This is a genomic window from Micromonospora sp. NPDC007220 (assembly GCF_040634035.1).
Classification (GTDB): domain Bacteria; phylum Actinomycetota; class Actinomycetes; order Mycobacteriales; family Micromonosporaceae; genus Micromonospora; species Micromonospora reichwaldensis.
On the sequence record NZ_JBEYEU010000014.1, the window covers coordinates 1 to 16276 of the forward strand.

18 protein-coding genes are annotated in these 16276 nt (G+C 74.7%); 10 read left to right on the top strand and 8 right to left on the bottom strand.

Features of this window, described 5'->3' with window-relative positions; translation table 11 throughout:
• Positions 1-226 precede the first annotated feature (226 nt).
• Together ABZ573_RS22130 and ABZ573_RS22135 are read left to right on the top strand one after the other, a co-directional pair.
• Positions 227-793 (top strand): SigE family RNA polymerase sigma factor, encoded by a 567-nt coding sequence (locus tag ABZ573_RS22130; protein ID WP_358120543.1) that lies wholly within the window; start codon positions 227-229, stop codon positions 791-793.
• On the top strand, positions 786-1985 hold the full coding sequence (locus ABZ573_RS22135) for a hypothetical protein (RefSeq protein ID WP_358120546.1): 1200 nt from the start codon (positions 786-788) through the stop codon (positions 1983-1985). Before ABZ573_RS22130 ends, ABZ573_RS22135 begins: the two co-directional genes overlap by 8 nt.
• 40 nt (positions 1986-2025) lie before the next feature.
• Here ABZ573_RS22135 and ABZ573_RS22140 read toward each other — a convergent pair whose 3' ends face one another.
• Genes ABZ573_RS22140 through ABZ573_RS22150 form a run of 3 tightly spaced genes read right to left on the bottom strand, consistent with a single transcriptional unit; the run spans position 2026 to position 5447 of the window.
• Positions 2026-3582, bottom strand: coding sequence for an aminotransferase class V-fold PLP-dependent enzyme (locus tag ABZ573_RS22140; protein ID WP_151457474.1), 1557 nt, complete (start codon positions 3580-3582; stop codon positions 2026-2028).
• Positions 3583-3609: 27 nt separating this feature from the next.
• Entirely contained in the window at positions 3610-5103 is a 1494-nt protein-coding gene (locus ABZ573_RS22145; RefSeq protein ID WP_358120549.1) for an MFS transporter, read from the bottom strand.
• Positions 5104-5135: 32 nt separating this feature from the next.
• On the bottom strand, positions 5136-5447 hold the full coding sequence (locus ABZ573_RS22150; protein WP_132230864.1) for an MGMT family protein: 312 nt from the start codon (positions 5445-5447) through the stop codon (positions 5136-5138).
• A gap of 61 nt (positions 5448-5508) precedes the next feature.
• Here ABZ573_RS22150 and proB point away from each other — a divergent pair, with 61 nt between their 5' ends.
• The 8 genes from proB to ABZ573_RS22190 all read left to right on the top strand — a co-directional run bounded on the left by proB (position 5509) and on the right by ABZ573_RS22190 (position 11125).
• Complete coding sequence (gene proB, locus ABZ573_RS22155) at positions 5509-6618, top strand: glutamate 5-kinase (RefSeq protein ID WP_192581527.1); 1110 nt, start codon at positions 5509-5511, stop codon at positions 6616-6618.
• Between the two features lie 11 nt (positions 6619-6629).
• Positions 6630-7874 carry a glutamate-5-semialdehyde dehydrogenase gene (locus tag ABZ573_RS22160; protein WP_327029628.1) on the top strand — a complete coding sequence of 415 codons (1245 nt, stop codon included), beginning with the start codon at positions 6630-6632 and terminating at the stop codon, positions 7872-7874.
• Between the two features lie 112 nt (positions 7875-7986).
• The gene (locus ABZ573_RS22165; protein ID WP_358120554.1) at positions 7987-8385 is read left to right on the top strand and encodes a YbaB/EbfC family nucleoid-associated protein; all 399 of its coding nucleotides are present in this window, start codon (positions 7987-7989) and stop codon (positions 8383-8385) included.
• A 2-nt stretch (positions 8386-8387) separates the two neighbouring features.
• Positions 8388-8714 (top strand): hypothetical protein, encoded by a 327-nt coding sequence (locus tag ABZ573_RS22170; protein WP_132230860.1) that lies wholly within the window; start codon positions 8388-8390, stop codon positions 8712-8714.
• A 92-nt stretch (positions 8715-8806) separates the two neighbouring features.
• Positions 8807-9301: a hypothetical protein gene (locus ABZ573_RS22175; protein ID WP_151456503.1), complete on the top strand. Its 495-nt coding sequence runs from the start codon at positions 8807-8809 to the stop codon at positions 9299-9301.
• Positions 9294-9911 (top strand): hypothetical protein, encoded by a 618-nt coding sequence (locus ABZ573_RS22180; RefSeq protein ID WP_151456502.1) that lies wholly within the window; start codon positions 9294-9296, stop codon positions 9909-9911. Before ABZ573_RS22175 ends, ABZ573_RS22180 begins: the two co-directional genes overlap by 8 nt.
• On the top strand, positions 9908-10528 hold the full coding sequence (locus ABZ573_RS22185) for a hypothetical protein (RefSeq protein ID WP_358120559.1): 621 nt from the start codon (positions 9908-9910) through the stop codon (positions 10526-10528). The genes ABZ573_RS22180 and ABZ573_RS22185 overlap by 4 nt, the downstream gene beginning before the upstream one ends.
• An 81-nt stretch (positions 10529-10609) precedes the next feature.
• A complete protein-coding gene (locus ABZ573_RS22190; RefSeq protein WP_151456500.1) occupies positions 10610-11125 on the top strand; it encodes an SUKH-4 family immunity protein in 516 nt (171 codons plus the stop codon).
• A gap of 16 nt (positions 11126-11141) precedes the next feature.
• Here the strand turns inward: ABZ573_RS22190 and ABZ573_RS22195 are convergent, their stop codons facing one another.
• The 5 genes from ABZ573_RS22195 to ABZ573_RS22215 form a co-directional block, all read right to left on the bottom strand.
• On the bottom strand, positions 11142-11963 hold the full coding sequence (locus ABZ573_RS22195; RefSeq protein ID WP_327029632.1) for a prenyltransferase/squalene oxidase repeat-containing protein: 822 nt from the start codon (positions 11961-11963) through the stop codon (positions 11142-11144).
• A gap of 99 nt (positions 11964-12062) precedes the next feature.
• Positions 12063-13313: an adenylyltransferase/sulfurtransferase MoeZ gene (gene moeZ / locus ABZ573_RS22200; protein ID WP_327029633.1), complete on the bottom strand. Its 1251-nt coding sequence runs from the start codon at positions 13311-13313 to the stop codon at positions 12063-12065.
• A gap of 41 nt (positions 13314-13354) precedes the next feature.
• Positions 13355-14080 carry a DUF3152 domain-containing protein gene (locus ABZ573_RS22205; RefSeq protein WP_358120564.1) on the bottom strand — a complete coding sequence of 242 codons (726 nt, stop codon included), beginning with the start codon at positions 14078-14080 and terminating at the stop codon, positions 13355-13357.
• A gap of 240 nt (positions 14081-14320) precedes the next feature.
• On the bottom strand, positions 14321-15271 hold the full coding sequence (locus ABZ573_RS22210) for a DUF3152 domain-containing protein (RefSeq protein ID WP_358120567.1): 951 nt from the start codon (positions 15269-15271) through the stop codon (positions 14321-14323).
• A 5-nt stretch (positions 15272-15276) separates the two neighbouring features.
• Complete coding sequence (locus ABZ573_RS22215) at positions 15277-16251, bottom strand: alpha/beta hydrolase (protein ID WP_358120570.1); 975 nt, start codon at positions 16249-16251, stop codon at positions 15277-15279.
• Positions 16252-16276: the final 25 nt, after the last annotated feature.

The following is a 16276-nucleotide window of genomic DNA, read 5'->3' on the forward strand; positions in this document are numbered from 1 at the left end:
GTCGACCGGGCCGACAACACCGCCGGTTTCCCCGTCAGCGCCGCCGGGTGCCGCCGGTGCACTTGGCCGGCGCGCGGCCGTGGGCGACCCCCACGGCCGCGCGCCGTTTCCCGCTCGACCCGTCGGCGGCCGTCGGATCCACGACCGCGCCAGCCCGCAACCGGCCGCAGCCCGGCGGAGTGTTACCGCCGCCAGACACCCACGGCGGCCCGAACGGGGAGGGACAGTGACAGTGACGATGGGGGCCCGCGCCAACGAACCACCTCCGACGGTCGACGCGCGGGCCGGCGAGGGCGCGGCGACGATCACCTTCGACGACTTCTACCACGCGCACTTCCGCAGCGTGACCGCGCAGCTCTGCGCGTACACCGGAGACCTGGGCCAGGCCCAGGACCTGGCGCAGGAGGCGTTCTGCCGGGCGCTCGCCCGGTGGGACCGGCTGGCCCGCTACGACGACCCGGTGGCCTGGATCCGGCGGGTGGCCTGGAACCTCGCCCGCAGCCGGTGGCGTCGGCTGCGTACCGCCCGCGGCCACCTGCTGCGGCAGCGGCGGGTGGAGACGCAGGTGCCGGGCCCGACGCCGGACCGGGTGGACATCGACAGGGCGCTCGCGGCGCTGCCCGAGAAACACCGGCGGGCCGTGGTCCTGCACTACCTCGCCGACATGTCCGTCGCCCAGATCGCCGTCCAGGAGGGGGTGGCCGAGGGGACGGTCAAGTCGTGGCTGCACCGGGGCCGAGTCGTCCTGGCCACCCTGCTCGACGAGAACCCGGAGGGAGTCGGTCATGCCTGAGCAGGACCCGCTGCGGGCGCGCTTCGCCGCGTACCGCGGAGACCTGACGGACCGGATCGACGGTCCGGGCCCGGACGCGGCCCGGCGCACGCTGCGGCGTCGCCGCCGCGCCGCCGTCGCGACCGGGGCGGTCGCCGTCGCGCTGGTGGTGGCCCCGATCGCCGCCGTCGCGGCGCTGCGGGACGCCCCGTCGCCGGCACCGCCAGCGGCGACGCCGACGGCCGACCCCACCTGGTCCCCGTCGCCCCGGCCCTCACCCGACGCGTCGCGGTCGCCGTCGTCGTCGCCGTCGTCACCGGCCGCGCCGGACGGCCGGATCACCGAGCGGCAGCTGCGCGCCGCCCGACCCGACCTGCCGGCCTGGGCCGGCCGCAACTGCGCCGACACCACGCGGGTCACCCTGCTGCCGGCCACCACACCGGAGGTGGACCGGCCGTACCTGATCAGCGTCACGCACGGCGACGTCGACGCCGACGGCGCCACCGAGACGCTGGCCCTGCTCGGCTGCCGCATCGGCGAGGCGTCGGCGAAGCAGGTGGTCGCCTTCGACCGGGACGCCGCCGGGCGGATCGTCACGCTGGGGCGGGTGACCCGGACCCACGAGGAGGGTGACGGCGGCTTCGAGGACGTCCGCGCCGTCGCCGTGGCCGACGGGAAGGTCCGCGTCCAGGTCGCCGACCTCCAGCCCTGTTGCAGCATTCCGGCGTACTGGGCGCGCCAGCAGTGGCGGACGTACGGCTGGGACGGCGAACGGTTCGCCCAGACCGGCGGTCCGACCACCTTCGGCCGGGACTCCCGCCTCACCGACCTCGCGATCTCTGCCGGGCCGTTCGTCCTCGGACCGGCGGACGAGCACGGCCGGTTCCAGGGCACGGTGACGGTGACCGTGACCAACCGGGGACCCCTCGACGCGAACCGCGTCGCCTTCCGGCACCTGGAGGCCTTCGGCACGCCCGACGGCGGCGACTGGTACCGGTGCGAGCCGGCCCGCGAACAGCCGGAGTGGCCGTCGTGCCTGACCGAGGGGGTGCCGGCCGGGGAGCGCCGGAGCTGGACCTTCCGCTTCCGCCTCGGGCCGGAGCGCCTTGAGGCGGGCCCGTCAATCTGGCTGGTCCACTACGGCGCCGACCACCGCTACTGGCCGGACGTGACCCCCGGCGACAACCACGTCGTCGTCCGGGTGGACAGGTGATCCGGCGGCGGCGTCCACCCGGCGGGGTGGGCGCCGCCGCTCACCACGTGGGGCGTTGCAGCAGGCCGACGAACTCCACCAGCAGCCGTTCCCGCAGCGCCGGCGGCGCGGCGTCGAGCAGGGTGTTCACCACCGCCATCCGCCCCGCCAACGAACCGCCGGTGCCGGCGGCGTCTGCGGAACCGGCGGCGGCGTCGGGACCAGCGGTGGCGTCGGGACCGGCCGCGTCGGCGGGGGCGGTCAGGCCCAGGCCGGCGGCCAGGCCCGCGACCAGGTCGGGGGTGAGCGCGTCGGGGGTGAGCGTGGTCGCGAGGGCGAGCAGCTCGGCGGGGAGCGTCACCGGTCCGGCGGCCCGGGCGGCGGCCACGGCGTCGGCCAGGTCCGGGCCGAACTCCGCCACCCGGGGCGCCACCGCGGCGGTCACCGTCAGGTGCACGCTCGGCGGCAGGTCGGCGTACGACAGCTGGGGCTGGGTGTGCCAGCCGCGGGCGGCCAGCTCGTCGACCAGGACGAAGAGGTCGAGGCCCGCATCGGTGGCGGTGAAGCAGACGACTGTCGACTCCGGCTCGGCCATCAGCCGCAGCCCGTCGACCGCGCGGACGGCGTCGGCCAGGCCGGCGACGGCGTCCCGGGTGGCCGCCGCGAGCCGCAGGTACCCGTCGTCGCCGAGGTGCCGCAGGGTGGCGTACGCGGCGGCGATCGGTCCGCCGGAGCGGGTGGAGGCGATGACCGGGTTGACCATCGTGTAGCCGGGCCAGTCCGCGTACGCGAAGTACTGCGGGGCACGCAGCGCCGGATCACGGTGCAGCAGGACCGACACGCCCTTCGGGGCGTACGCGTACTTGTGCAGGTCCACCGAGATCGAGGTGACCCCCGCGAGCGCGAAGTCGAACGGCGGCACGTCCGCCCCGAGCCGACGCAGGTACGGCAGGGTCCAGCCCCCGAAGCAGGCGTCCACGTGGCAGCGCACCCCGGCGGCGGCGGCAGCTTCGGCGATCGGGGCGACGGGATCGACGACGCCGTGCGCGTACGAGGGGGCGGAGCAGGCCACCAGCACGGTCTCCGGGCCGATGGCGGCGGCCATGTCGGCGGCGGCGGGCCGCAGCGTGGACGCCGACACGGGCACCGTGTCCACGGCGACCCGCAGGTAGTGCGCCGCCTTGGCGAACGCGGCGTGCGCGCTGGCCGGCACCACGATCCGGGGTGCCGCGATCTCCGGGTGGGCGTCCCGGGCGGCCTTGACGGCGAGGATCAGCGACTCGGTGCCGCCGCTGGTGACGCTGCCGACGACGTCCGGCGCGGCGCTGCCGGGGCCCCCGCCGAGCAGCCGAGCGGCAGCGCCGACCAGCGCGTTCTCCATCGCCAGCAGCGACGGGAAGGCGGTCGGGTCGAGCCCGTTGACGTGGGCGCTGCCGGCGTACGCGGCGGCGGCCAGCTCGTCCAGCCCCGGCACCGCCGGGTCGTAGACGTACGCGAACAGCCGCCCCCCGTGCGTGGGCCGGTCGGCCGCCCGCAGTGCCCGCAGCTCCGCCAGCACCCGCTCGGCGGGCAGCCCGTTCCCGGGCAGCGCCCGCCGCTCGGTTCCCTCGTCGATCATGGAGTCGTGGTGCCCTTTCCGTGGGGGTCAGCGGCTTTCCTCCCCCACCACAACCGCATGATCGGCGGGGTGGGTGCGGGGGTGCGGGGTTGGGGTGGGGGTGGCGGCGGCCAGGCGGGCCGGGGTCAGGTCGTAGGGGCGGAGGGCCAGGACGGCCAGGCCGACCAGGAGGGCGGGGAGGACCGTGAAGCCGAGCAGGATGCCGAGGCGGGCGGTGCCGGACTGGGTGGCCGCCGTGCCGGTGTCGGAGGAGACGTAGCCGCTGAGCTGGAGCACCAGGCCGAAGATGCCCGGCCCGAGGGCCAGCCCGAAGGTCTCCCCGGCCGTCCAGAGCCCGGTGAAGACACCGGCCTGCCGCCGGCCGGTGCGCGCCGTGTCGTACGCGATGCAGTCCGGGAGCATGGCGAGGGCGAACACCTGCTGCCCGGCGTAGCCGACGCCGATCAGCGCGACCAGCAGGTAGACCGCGAGCGGGGGCAGCACCGGGGCGGCGACCAGGGCCAGCGCGCCCACCGCGAAGATCAGGGAGGCGGCGACCAGCGCGGCGAGTTTGCCGACCCGCGCCCCGACCCGGGTCCAGAGCGGCATCACCAGCAGCGCCGGCCCGACGAAGCAGGCGAACAGGACGGTCGGCCCGCCCTTGGGATCGCGCAGGATCTGGTCGGCGAAGTAGTTGACCCCGGCGAGGACAGTGGCCACCCCGGCGGACTGCACCACGAAGCAGACCAGCAGCGCCCGGAACGGTCGGTTGCGGGCGGCGACGGCGAGCTGCGCGCGCAGCGTCGGCTCGCTCTCCCCCACCGTGCCGCCGGGCGCGGACCGGGTGCCGAGGAACGCGCCGACCGCCCCGAGCACGATCAGGCCGGCGACGAAGAGCCCCATCCAGCGGTGCCCCGGGACGCCTCCGCCACCGGCGTCGCGCACCAGCGGGGCCACCGCGCCGGAGACCAGGATGGCCAGCGCCAGCACCGCGATCCGCCAGGTCATCAGCCGGGTACGTTCGGCGTAGTCGCCGGTCAGCTCCGCCGGCATCGCCACGTACGGCACCTGGAAGAAGGCGAACGCGGTGGCGGTGGCGAGGAAGGCGAACGCCACGTACGCCCCGGCGGCCGGCCCGGCCCCGAACGGCGCGGCGAAGATGGCGGCGAAGAGCACGCCGAGGGCGAGCCCGGCGACCAGCAGGTACGGCCGGCGGGCGCCCCAGCGCGACCGGGTGCGGTCGGAGATCCGGCCGGCGACCGGGTTGACCAGCACGTCCCACGCCTTCGGCAGGAGCACCAGCAGGGCCGCCGCGCCCGCCGCGACGCCGAGGGTGTCGGTCAGGTACGGCAGCAGGAGCAGGCCGGGCACGGTGCCGAACGCGCCGGTCGCCAGCGAACCGAGCGCATAGCCGGCGTGCACCCGGCGCGGCAGCACGCCCGAGGCGGACGTCGGGCCGGCGCCGGCCGGTGCGGTGGGCGTGGGGCCGGCGGGCGGCGGCGCGGCGGGCGGGGAGCCGGCTCCACCCGGCGACGCGTCCATGACGCCGAATGTTACTCACGTTATGGCACGGGTCACATCCCCTCCTCGGGCGACCAGCTCGCCCTCATGTCCACCCCGTCGCCGCGTAGCGGCGTTCCCTCGGCGCGCAGCCGGGCCCGCGCCTCCCGCTCGTGCCCGGGTGGCAGGCGGCCGGCCGCGTTCACGACCCGGTGCCAGGGCACTCCCCCGCCGTGCCGGGCCATGATCGAGCCGACCAGCCTGGCCGACGCCCGCCCCGAACGTTCGGCCAGCGCGTCGGCCACCGCCCCGTACGACATCACCCGGCCCGGCGGGATCCGCTCGACGAGCTCCAGCACCGCCTCGACGTACTCGTCAGGTCTCACGACCGGCCACGATATGAGAACGCGCCGGGGCGTGCCGGGACCGACCACGCAGAATGGGCGGGTGCGTGACATGGTCACGGCGGCCCGGCGGGTCGTCGTCAAGATCGGATCCTCCTCGTTGACCACCGCCGAAGGCGGATTGGACGACGGGCGGGTCGGCGCGCTCGTCGGCACCCTGGGCGCGCTCGCCGCCGAGGGCCGGGAGGTCGTGCTGGTCAGCTCCGGCGCGATCGCCGCCGGCCTCGCGCCGCTGGGGCTGTCCCGGCGCCCGCGCGACCTGGCCACCCAGCAGGCCGCCGCCAGCGTCGGGCAGGGCCTGCTGATCGGCCGGTACGCGGCCGCCTTCGCCCGGCACGGGCTGACCGTCGGGCAGGTCCTGCTCACCGTCGACGACGTGACCCGGCGGGCGCACTACCGCAACGCGTACCGCACGCTGCGCAAGCTGCTCGACCTGCGGGCGGTGCCGATCGTCAACGAGAACGACACGGTCGCCACCGAGGAGATCCGGTTCGGCGACAACGACCGGCTGGCCGCCCTCGTCGCCGCCCTGGTCCACGCCGACCTGCTGGTGCTCCTCTCCGACGTGGACGCCCTCTGGACCGGCGACCCCACCCGCCCGGGCTCCAGCCGGATCAGCGAGGTGCACGACGAGCGGGACCTCACCGGGGTCGACATCGGCGGCGCCGGCCGGGCCGGCGTGGGCACCGGCGGCATGGTGACGAAGGTGGAGGCGGCCCGGATCGCGACCGGCTTCGGCATCCCGGTGGTGCTGACCGCCGCGCCGCTGGCCGCCCCCGTGCTGGCCGGCGAGCCCGTCGGCACCCTGTTCCACCCGAGCCGCCGACGCCCGACGGCCCGGCTCTTCTGGCTGGCCCACGCCACCACTCCCCGGGGGCGGCTGCACCTCGACCCGGGCGCGGTCGCGGCGGTGGTGGGCCGCCGCAAGTCGCTGCTGCCCGCCGGGATCACGGCCGTGGACGGGGCGTTCACCGCCGGCGACCCGGTCGACCTGGTGGACGTCGAGGGCGCGCCGGTCGCCCGGGGACTGGTCAACTACGACGCGGTCGAGCTGCCCGGGCTGCTCGGCCGCTCCACCACGGAACTCGCCGCGGCGCTCGGCCCGGCGTACGAACGGGAGGTCGTCCACCGCGACGACCTCGTACTGCTGTGAGGAGTGCGGCGATGAGCGTGAGCGAACAGGCCCGGCGGGCGCGTACGGCGGCGGAGGCGCTGGCTGTCGCCACGCGTACGGCCAAGGACACCGCGCTGGTGGCGATGGCCGACGCGCTGGTGGCGCGTACGCCGGAGATCCTGGCCGCGAACGCGACGGACCTGGCGGCCGGGCGCGGGGCCGGGCTGAGCGCGGCCGTGCTGGACCGGCTCGCCCTCGACGCGGGGCGGGTGGCCGGCATCGCCGACGCGCTGCGGCAGATGGCCGCGCTGCCGGACCCGGTGGGCGAGGTGGTCCGGGGCTCGACCCTGCCCAACGGGCTGGAGCTGCGCCAGATCCGGGTGCCGTTCGGCGTGGTGGGCATCATCTACGAGGCCCGGCCGAACGTGACGGTCGACGCCGCCGGCATCTGCCTGAAGTCCGGCAACGCGGCGCTGCTGCGCGGCTCCTCGTCGGCGGCCCACTCCAACGCCGCCCTGGTCGCCGTGCTGCGGGACGCGGTGACCGACGCCGGCCTGCCGGCGGACGCGGTGCAGCTCCTCGACGCCGGCAGCCGCGACTCGGTCAAGGAGCTGATGCGCGCCCGGGGCCTGGTCGACGTGCTGATCCCGCGCGGCGGCGCGTCCCTGATCCGCACGGTGGTGGAGGAGTCCACCGTGCCGGTCATCGAGACCGGCGTGGGCAACTGCCACGTCTACGTCGACGCCACCGCCGACCTGGCCAAGGCCGTCGCGATCGCGCTGAACGCGAAGACCCAGCGGCTCTCCACCTGCAACACCGCCGAGTCGCTGCTCGTGCACGCGGCGGTCGCCGACGCCTTCCTGCCGCCGGTGCTGGCCGCCTTCGCCGAGGCCGGCGTCACCGTGCACGGCGACGAGCGGGTCGCCGCCCACTCGGCCGCCGTGCGACCCGCCACCGACGAGGACTTCGCCACCGAGTACCTCTCCGCCGACATCGCGGTCGCCGTCGTCGACTCGCTCGACGCGGCGGTCGCGCACATCCGGCGGTACGGCACCGGGCACACCGAGGCGATCGTCACCGACTCGACCACCGCCGCCCGGGAGTTCGTGGCCCGGGTGGACGCGGCGGCGGTGATGGTCAACGCCTCGACCCGGTTCACCGACGGCGGCGAGTTCGGCTTCGGCGCCGAGATCGGCATCTCCACCCAGAAGCTGCACGCGCGCGGCCCGATGGGCCTGCCCGAGCTGACCTCCACCAAGTACGTGGTGACCGGGGACGGCCACCTGCGCGGCTGAACCATCGCCGACGCTCGCGAGTGCCCGGACGGCCGTGGGCGGGGCCACCGTCGGATTGCGGGTGACCGCTAGTCTGGGTCGGGTTCGGCACGGCTTGTCTTGGGGAGGCGGCATGCTGGGCGAGAGTGCCCTGGAACAGCAACTGGCGCAGGCGCGGGCCGCGCTGCGCGAGGTGGGCGGCGGCGCCGCGCCCCGGGAGCGGATGGAGTCGGTGGCCGAGGCCGCCGAGGGCCGCATCCGGGTCACGCTCGGCACCGACGGCCGGGTGAGCGCCGTCGACATCGACCCCCGGGTGCTCCGGGAGGGCTCGGAATACCTCGCCGCCGAGCTGCACCAGGCGGTCAACGCCGCGCTCGACGGCCAGGACGACGGGGTCGCCGCCACCGAGCCGATGCCCGACCTCGCCGCGATGATCGCCACCATCGAACGCCTCCAGGACCAGGGCCTGCGGCAGATGCGGGAGATCAGCCAGGCCGTCAGCGAGACAATGCGGAAACTGCACGGGAGCTGAGCGTGGAGAGCCTCGACGTCGACCTCGACGCGCTGGGTCGCGGCGCGGACGAGTTGGAACGAGCCAAGGAGTCCGTCCGCCAGGTCTTCGAGGGCTTCCAGGCGGCGGCCGGCGGCTACGCCGCGGCCTTCGGCGGCGACGACATCGGCTCGCTGCTCGGCGTCGCCCACCAGGCGTGCGTGGACGCGCTGGCCGAGTGCCTCGGCACCAACATCACCGAGCTGGAGAGCTACGTCGACGGCCTGCGCGGGATGGCCGACGGCTACCGCGCCGCCGAGGAGAACGCGGCCGCGTCCTTCCGCTCGATCCTCGGCTCGCTGGGTGCCTGAACCGCCGGGCCTCGGCTCGCCCCGGGTGGCTGAGCCGCCCGCCCTCGGCTCGCCCCGGTGGCTGAGTCGCCCGATCTAGGAAAGGAGTCGCGGTGGGACTGACGCTCCCGGGTGAGCTCGCCTCCCTGCTCTCGATGCTCGGCTACGAGTGGCCACAGTCGGACGAGACGGCGATCTTCCAGCTCGCCGGGGAGTGGACCGGCATGGCCGGTCAGATCTCCGGATCGGTCGCGCAGCTGGAGGCGGCGGCGCGGACGGTACTCGACAACAACCGGGGCCAGAGCTTCACCGCCTTCGCGGGCGAGTGGAACGACGGCGAGTCGGCCGCGCGCAACATCGCCGACGTCGCCCGCCCGGCCACCGTCATCGGCGTCGGGCTGATGGTCGCGGCGGGCGTGGTGCTGGCCCTGAAGATCCAGGTGATCATCCAACTGGCCCTGCTGGCGATCCAGATCGCGCAGGCCATCGTGACGGCGGCGGTCACCTTCGGGGCGTCCCTCCTCCAGATCCCGATCTTCAAGATGATCACCGGTTTCATCATCGACCAGCTCATCGGCATGGCCGTGGAGACGGTGCTCAATGGCTAGGAAGCGGACCAGCCCGCCCCGGCAGACGCAGGCCAAGGGCGCCCGCGTCGTCTCGGCCTACCTGGAGAACGCCGACGTCTTCCGCACCGCCAAGTCGGCCGGCACGAAGCCGAAGGGCCCGGCGGTGCTGGTGCTGAAGAACCGGCCGGACTTCGACCGGCGGGACTTCGACCGCAAGGCCCGCGACCTGCAACGGCTCGGCCAGGACGGGGCGCTGAAGAAGGCGCCGTCGGACCGGGACAGCAACAAGGTCTACGACCCCTCCACCGGCAAGCGCCGCACCCGTACGAACATCTACCGGGACCGGATGATCCGCAGCCTCACCAAGGACGGCCGCCTCACCCAGGACATGGGCACCCCGGAGACGAACAAGTACCTGGCCAACAAGAACGTGGTCGAGCGCCTCTACGCGGGCAAGGGGCCGATCACCGCCCGGGGCCAGGGCTACGACCCCGACCACATCCAGGAGCTGCAACTGGACGGAACGGACACGTACGATAACCTCAGGCCGATGGACGCCTGGACGAATCGCCAGCTCGGCAGCGACATCTCCGTCGCGCTGCGGGACGTTCCCGAGGGCACCCCGGTCATCGTGAAGGTGATCCCGTGACCGCCCCCCAGGACCCGGCGCGGCTGGACCGGATCCGGGAGAAGCTCACGCTGCTGCGGCGCCTGGAGGCCGAGCACGGCTTCGGCGTGGTCATCGGCGAGCCGAGCCCGCTGGAGCCGATCCCCGACCTGCCCGGCGTGGCCGAGGTCTACGGTCTCTTCGGCCGGCTGGCCGGCGACAACTTCCGGTTCGACCCGCCCGAGGAGATCCGCAGCCCGGCGGCCTGGGCGGCCCGCCCGGTGGACGAGGACGACCCGATGGGCAGCCCGCTCGCGGTCGGCCACGAGGTGCACAGCATCCCGCCCCGGCTGCGCGGCGAGATCGGGGCGGGGGCGCCGATCCGCCTCGACACCGAGGATCTCGACGTCTACTGGATGGAGCCCGACGACTACGTCTTCCAGTACGAGCACCCCGACGAGGACGTGGAGTTCACCGTCCTCGCGCCCGACGTGGCCACGTTCTTCGACGAGCACGTGCTCGGCCCCGGCTACCCGGAGCTGGTCGCCGTCGTCCTCGGGCCCGGCGTTCGGGACCAGCGGCTCCGCAAGGGCCGGCACGCCGGCGAGTACGCCGACAACTGGCGACGCCTGCTGATCGCCGCCGACCTGGCGTCCTGACGCCGCTGCGCACCCGGCGTCCCGGCCCCGCCACCTGCGGCGCCCGCGCACCCTCCACAACCGAGACGCAAAGGACCACCGATGGCCGCTGACCCCCGGTTCCGCTCACTGTGGAACGAGGACGAGCTCATCCCGTACCCGCGCGAGGCGTGGCTGGAGGGGGGATTCGACGCCGACCTGCTCCCCGCCGGCGACGAGATCCCGCTCGACGTGGCGGTCGTCTACACCGCGTTCCTCGAAGGCGACATCGAGCTGTTCGACACGATCCAGCTGAGCACCGAGGACGGCTCCCTGGACATCCGGCTGATCGTGGTCGGCGCGGTCGCCGACAACCCGGAGCTGCTCTACGTGCTCGACCCGGGGACCGGCGAGATCCTCCAGTTCGACCTGGAGCAGCAGGACATCCAGGCCGTCAACAGCACCTTCCGCACCTTCGTCGAGTTCCTCTACCAGTTCGCGCTCTTCGTGGAGGCCGACGAGGGCAAGCCGGGCCGGGCCGAGCGGGCGGAGACGCTGCGTACCGTCCTGGAGAGCATCGACCGCGCCGCCTTCGCCCCGGACGCCTGGTGGCCACTGGTGATCAGCCAGCTCAAGTGAGGCCGGCGGGTGGAGCTCAGCGGCAGGCCCGGATCGCGCTCAGCGTGGTGTGCACGTCGAACTGGGGCCCGTCGTCGCTCTCCCACCCGCCGTCGCTGCGCTGGGTCTCGGCCAGCCGCCGCCGCGCCCGCCCCAGCAGCCAGTCCTGCCCGTCGATGCCGACGCGGCGCAGCGTCGCGGCCAGCCAGGCCACGTCGCCCGGGGACAGCTCCGGCACCCGCTCGGCGAGGATCACCTGGATCCGCGCCGCCTCGTGGAACATCTCCTGCCGGTGCAGGACCGCCGCGCTCAGCCAGCCGGCGGGCAGGAAGGACGGCCAGCCGCCGTCCGGGCGCAGCCGGGCGACGAGCGACTGGGCGGCGGCCTGCACGACGCCCGCGTACGCGCCGCCGACCCGGTGGTCGAGCGGCCCCGCCGCCCGCGCGTCCAAGCCGGCGACGGTCAGCCAGAACCCGGCGTTCGCGGTCAGGTGGAACGCCGCCTCGGGGTCGCCCGGCCGGGCCCACTCGGGGGCCACGTCGGCCAGCGCCGGGTCCTCCTCCCAGCCGCCGTCGGGCGACTGCCGCGCGGCCAGCCAGTCCAGGGCCCGGCGGGCGGCCGGACGACCGAGCGCGCCGAGATCGTCCAACTCGGACAGGCGGAAACAGGTGGCGTCCACGGAGGAGACTGCCCCGCCCAGCGTCGCCGGCCAGCCGCCGTCGGGCGCCTGGCCGACCTCGGCGGCGTCGAGCAGTCCGGGAGGTGGCGGCACGCCGGTGCGCAGCCGGGACAGCCGGGCCCGGTCCACCGCGTCCCCGTGTGCCACGACGAACCCGACCGCCGCATCGATGTCGACCACGGCGGCAACGCTACCTGCGCAAACGTGATCACGCCTCGGCGAATCGGCCGAGGGCGCAGGGGTCGGGACGGCCCCCGCGACCTCGGCCGACGGCGCGGGTCAGTACGCCGGCAGCGACGGGTCGATCTGCTTGATCCAGGAGAGCACGCCGCCCTGCACGTGCACCGCGTCGCGGAAGCCGGCCGACTTGAGTGCGGCGAGCGCCTCCGCCGAGCGGACCCCGGACTTGCAGTGCAGCACGATCTGCCGGTCCTGCGGCAGCTTGGCGAGCGCCTCGCCCGAGATGATCTCGCCCTTGGGGATCAGCGTCGCGCCGGGGATCCGGACGATCTCGTACTCGGCCGGCTCGCGGACGTCGACGAGGAAGATGTCCTTGCCCGCGTCCTGCCACTCCTTGAGCTCCAGCGCGGTGATGGTCGCGTCGACCACCGCCTCCTGGGCCTCCTCCGACACCGCGCCGCAGAAGTCCTCGTAGTCCTCCAGCAGGTCGGTGACCGTGGGGTTCTCGCCGCAGAGCACGCAGTTGGGGTCCTTGCGGACCTTGATCTTGCGGTAGCTCATCTCCAGGGCGTCGTAGACCATCAGCCGGCCGACCAGCGGCTCCCCGATGCCGGCGAGCAGCTTGATCGCCTCGTTGACCTGGATGGAGCCGATCGACGCGCAGAGCACGCCGAGCACGCCACCCTCGGCGCAGGAGGGGACCATGCCGGGCGGCGGGGGCTCCGGGTAGAGGCAGCGGTAGCAGGGGCCGTGCTCGGCCCAGAACACCGACGCCTGGCCGTCGAAGCGGTAGATCGACCCCCAGACGTACGGCTTGCCGAGCAGCACCGCCGCGTCGTTGACCATGTAGCGGGTGGCGAAGTTGTCGGTGCCGTCGACGATCAGGTCGTAGCGGGAGAAGATGTCCCGCACGTTCTCCCGGTCCAGCGCAGTGTTGTGGATCTCCACGTTCACCAGGGGGTTGATCTCGCGGATCGAGGCCGCGGCCGACTCGGCCTTGGAGCGGCCCACGTCCGAGACGCCGTGGATGATCTGGCGCTGGAGGTTGGACTCATCGACGGTGTCGAAGTCGATGATGCCGAGCGTGCCGACCCCGGCGGCGGCGAGATACATCAGGGCCGGCGAGCCGAGGCCGCCGGCGCCGACACAGAGCACCCTGGCGTTCTTCAGCCGCTTCTGCCCCTCGACCCCGACGTCCGGGATGATCAGGTGGCGCGAGTAGCGGCGGATCTCGTCAACGGTCAGCTCGGCGGCGGGCTCGACGAGCGGGGGCAACGACACGGTGGACTCCCCGGGATCGGCTGAAGGCGAACCGGCCCATTGTCGCTCGCACCGGCCTCGATCGGCCATGAGGAGCGACACGTCGCCCGAACTGCGGGAAGGGGAATAACTCAGGTGCCGGGAACGAGCTCGCCGTCGTAGCGCGAGCCGTCGACGTACGGCCAGGCGTTGGCGACGCAGCCGTCCAGGCCGTACGTCTGCTGCTGCATCACCGGTGCCGGCTCGCTGGGCGCCGGGCAGGCCTGGTGTTCCTCGCCGAGTTCGTGGCCCACCTCGTGGTTGACCACGTAGGCGCGGTAGATCTCCAGCGGCGCCCCGTAGTCGGGGACCGCCTCCAGCCAGCGCGCCAGGTTGATGATCACCTGCCCGGGGAGCCGGCAGGAGGTGTAGCCCTCGGTGCTGAGCCCGCCCTCGGCGCACATCCGTTCCGAGGTCTCCGGGGTGGCGAGGTAGACGGTGAAGTCGGCGTCGTCCGCCTCCGCCACCCGCCGCAGCCGCAGCTCCTCCGAGGCGATCCAGCTGCGGGGGTCGCCCAGCACCTCGTCCACGGTGGCGGCGAAGGCGGCGACGTCCTGGTCGGTGCCCTGCTCCACGGCCACCCGGTAGTGCCGGAGCGGCCCGTCGGTGCCCCGCACCGGGGAGTCGCCGGGCGCGGTGGTGAAGTCGCCCGTACCCGTGCGGGGGTAGGCGGAGGGCCGTGCCCGCTGGTCCGCCCCCGCCGCGTACGACGTGCGGTTCCCGTCGCCCGTGGTCGGCACGGGCGCGCGGTCGCCGGCCCGGGCCAGCGTCACGGCGGCGGCCGCCGCGAGCAGGAGGGTGGCGCCGAGCCCCACCACCCGACGGCCCCGGATCGGGGCCGACGGTCGCCACCAGCGCGTCGGCCGAGGTGACGACGGTCGGGTCGGCGTCGGGCGGCGTGCCGGGCCGGGCGGGTCGGAAGGGGACGACGACGTCATGGACCGAGCGTCCCACACTAATCGGGCATTACGCCGCGAAAAACGCGAACCTCGCTCATCCCCTCAGGGGTGAATTCGGGCGGTCCCCCGGCTGGCGCCAGACGCCCGATCGCCGCCGGGTCAGAGCCGCGGGCCCGCGTACCGGCGACCGTCCCGGTACGGCCAGGGGTTGGCGACACAGCCGTTCAGGAAGAGCGTCTGCTGCATCATCACCGGCGCCACCCGGCCCCTGCCGGGGCAGCGCTCGTGCCGGTGCCCCAACTGGTGCCCGACCTCGTGGTTCACCACGTACGTCCGGTAGACCGACAGCGGCACCTTCGCGCTCACGAAGTGCGGCACCGAGAGCCGCCAGCGGTCCAGGTTGATGATCACCTTGCCGGGTGCCCGGCACGACGTGTAGGGCTTCCCGCCCACCCGGATGTTCACCCCTCCGGCGGCACACAGCCGGCCCGCCGTCCTCGCCGTGGCGAGGTAGACCGTGAAGTCGTGCCGGGAGGCGGCGCGTACCTGCTGCAACCGCAGCTCGCCGTCGACCCAGCTCCCCGGCCCGGCGAGCGCCCGCTCGACGGCGGCGGCGAACTCGCCCGCGTCCTCGCCGGCGCCCGACTCCACGGCGACCCGGTAGCGGCGCAGCGTGCCCGCGTCACCCAGCACCGGGCCCACCCGGTCGTCGTAGCCGAAGCTGCCCCGGCCCGCGGACGGCACCGGCCCGGGCAGCCGGAGCACGGCCGGCGGTGGCTCGACGGCCGAGGGCGCCGCGGCGGGCGCGGACGGCAGCGGCGAGGCCGCCCCCGGCGCGAGCATCGGCGCGGGAGCCAGTTCCCCGGCGGTGAGCGCCTCCGCCCCGACGTCGGCGCCCCGCCGGTCGGCGATCACCGCCACCGCCGCACCGACGGCGAGCACCAGCGCGACCAGCCCCACGAGACCCCGCCGACGCTCCGGACGGCGGTGCCGCGGGCGGGTCAGGTCCACGCCGCCGTCCCGTGGGGGCGACGTGGCCTGGGCGCGACGGCGGCCCTCGACGGGAGCCGGGGCACGGCGGGTCGGGGCGGGGTGACGGGCAGGGGACATCCCGGTCAGCCTGCCACGTCGGACCGCCTGAGGGTGTCCCCCGTTTCGGTGAGCAGGCCCAACACGGCCCGGGCCACCAGGCGCGGCACCTCCAGTTGCGCCACGTGGCCGACCCCGTCGAGCATCAACAGCCGGCTGTCCGGGACGACGCGGGCCGTCTGCGGGGCCACCCGCACGTCCACCAGCCGGTCGGCCCGCCCGCCGACGACCAGGGTGGGCGCCTCGACCGTCGCGGCGAGCCGCCACAGCGACCCCGACCCCGGCAGGTACGACCGCAGGAAGCTGGAGACCAGTCCCCGGAACGTCCGGACGTACGCGGCGGCGTAGTGCGCGGCCTCGTGCCGCACCCGGATCTCCTCCAGCGCCTCCTCCCGGCGCTGGTCGCAGATCCGGGTGAGGTCGGCCACACAGGACTCCATCACCTGCTGGGCCATCACCTCGGGCGCGATCTGGGCCAGCCGCCAGGCGGCCAGGCGCTCGCCCCGGGGGATCGCCAGCAGCGGCAGCATCCGGCCCTGCAACGAGCGCCGGAAGTCCAGGAACGGCAGCGCCGGCGAGATCAGGGTCAGGCTCCGGACCAGGTCCGGCCGTACCGCCGCCACCTGCACCGAGACCGCCCCGCCCAGCGAGTTGCCGAACAGGTGCACCGGCCCCCGGCCGGAGTGCTCGATCCAGCGGATCACCCGGTCGGCGAAGGACGGGACGGTGTACCGGCGGCCCGGCTCACTGCGGCCGAACCCCGGCAGGTCGATGGCCTGCCCGTCGAGGTGGTCGGCGAGCAGGTACGCCAGGTCGGTCCAGTTCTGCGACGAACCGCCGAGCCCGTGCACGTAGAGCGCCGGCTCCGCGCCGGGCGTGGTGGCCGGCGTGTCCCGGACGTACGTCACCGTGCCGTCGAGGCGTACCTCCCGCCCCGGCCAGGGCGGTGGGACGGAGTGCTCGGGAAGGAGGTGGTCCGGCCGGAGGGTGGCGCGCTTCATGACTCCAGTCTGCCCGGGGCCGCAA

Excerpts from the sequence above, each read along its gene's own strand:
- ABZ573_RS22160 (WP_327029628.1), top strand. The coding sequence starts at position 6,630 with ATGAGCGTGAGCGAACAGGCCCGGCGGGCGCGTACGGCGGCGGAGGCG.
- moeZ (WP_327029633.1), bottom strand. The coding sequence starts at position 13,313 with ATGGCCGATCGAGGCCGGTGCGAGCGACAATGGGCCGGTTCGCCTTCA.
- ABZ573_RS22145 (WP_358120549.1), bottom strand. The coding sequence starts at position 5,103 with ATGGACGCGTCGCCGGGTGGAGCCGGCTCCCCGCCCGCCGCGCCGCCG.
- ABZ573_RS22140 (WP_151457474.1), bottom strand. The coding sequence starts at position 3,582 with ATGATCGACGAGGGAACCGAGCGGCGGGCGCTGCCCGGGAACGGGCTG.
- ABZ573_RS22165 (WP_358120554.1), top strand. The coding sequence starts at position 7,987 with ATGCTGGGCGAGAGTGCCCTGGAACAGCAACTGGCGCAGGCGCGGGCC.
- ABZ573_RS22215 (WP_358120570.1), bottom strand. The coding sequence starts at position 16,251 with ATGAAGCGCGCCACCCTCCGGCCGGACCACCTCCTTCCCGAGCACTCC.
- ABZ573_RS22190 (WP_151456500.1), top strand. The coding sequence starts at position 10,610 with ATGGCCGCTGACCCCCGGTTCCGCTCACTGTGGAACGAGGACGAGCTC.
- ABZ573_RS22135 (WP_358120546.1), top strand. The coding sequence starts at position 786 with ATGCCTGAGCAGGACCCGCTGCGGGCGCGCTTCGCCGCGTACCGCGGA.
- ABZ573_RS22180 (WP_151456502.1), top strand. The coding sequence starts at position 9,294 with ATGGCTAGGAAGCGGACCAGCCCGCCCCGGCAGACGCAGGCCAAGGGC.
- ABZ573_RS22210 (WP_358120567.1), bottom strand. The coding sequence starts at position 15,271 with ATGTCCCCTGCCCGTCACCCCGCCCCGACCCGCCGTGCCCCGGCTCCC.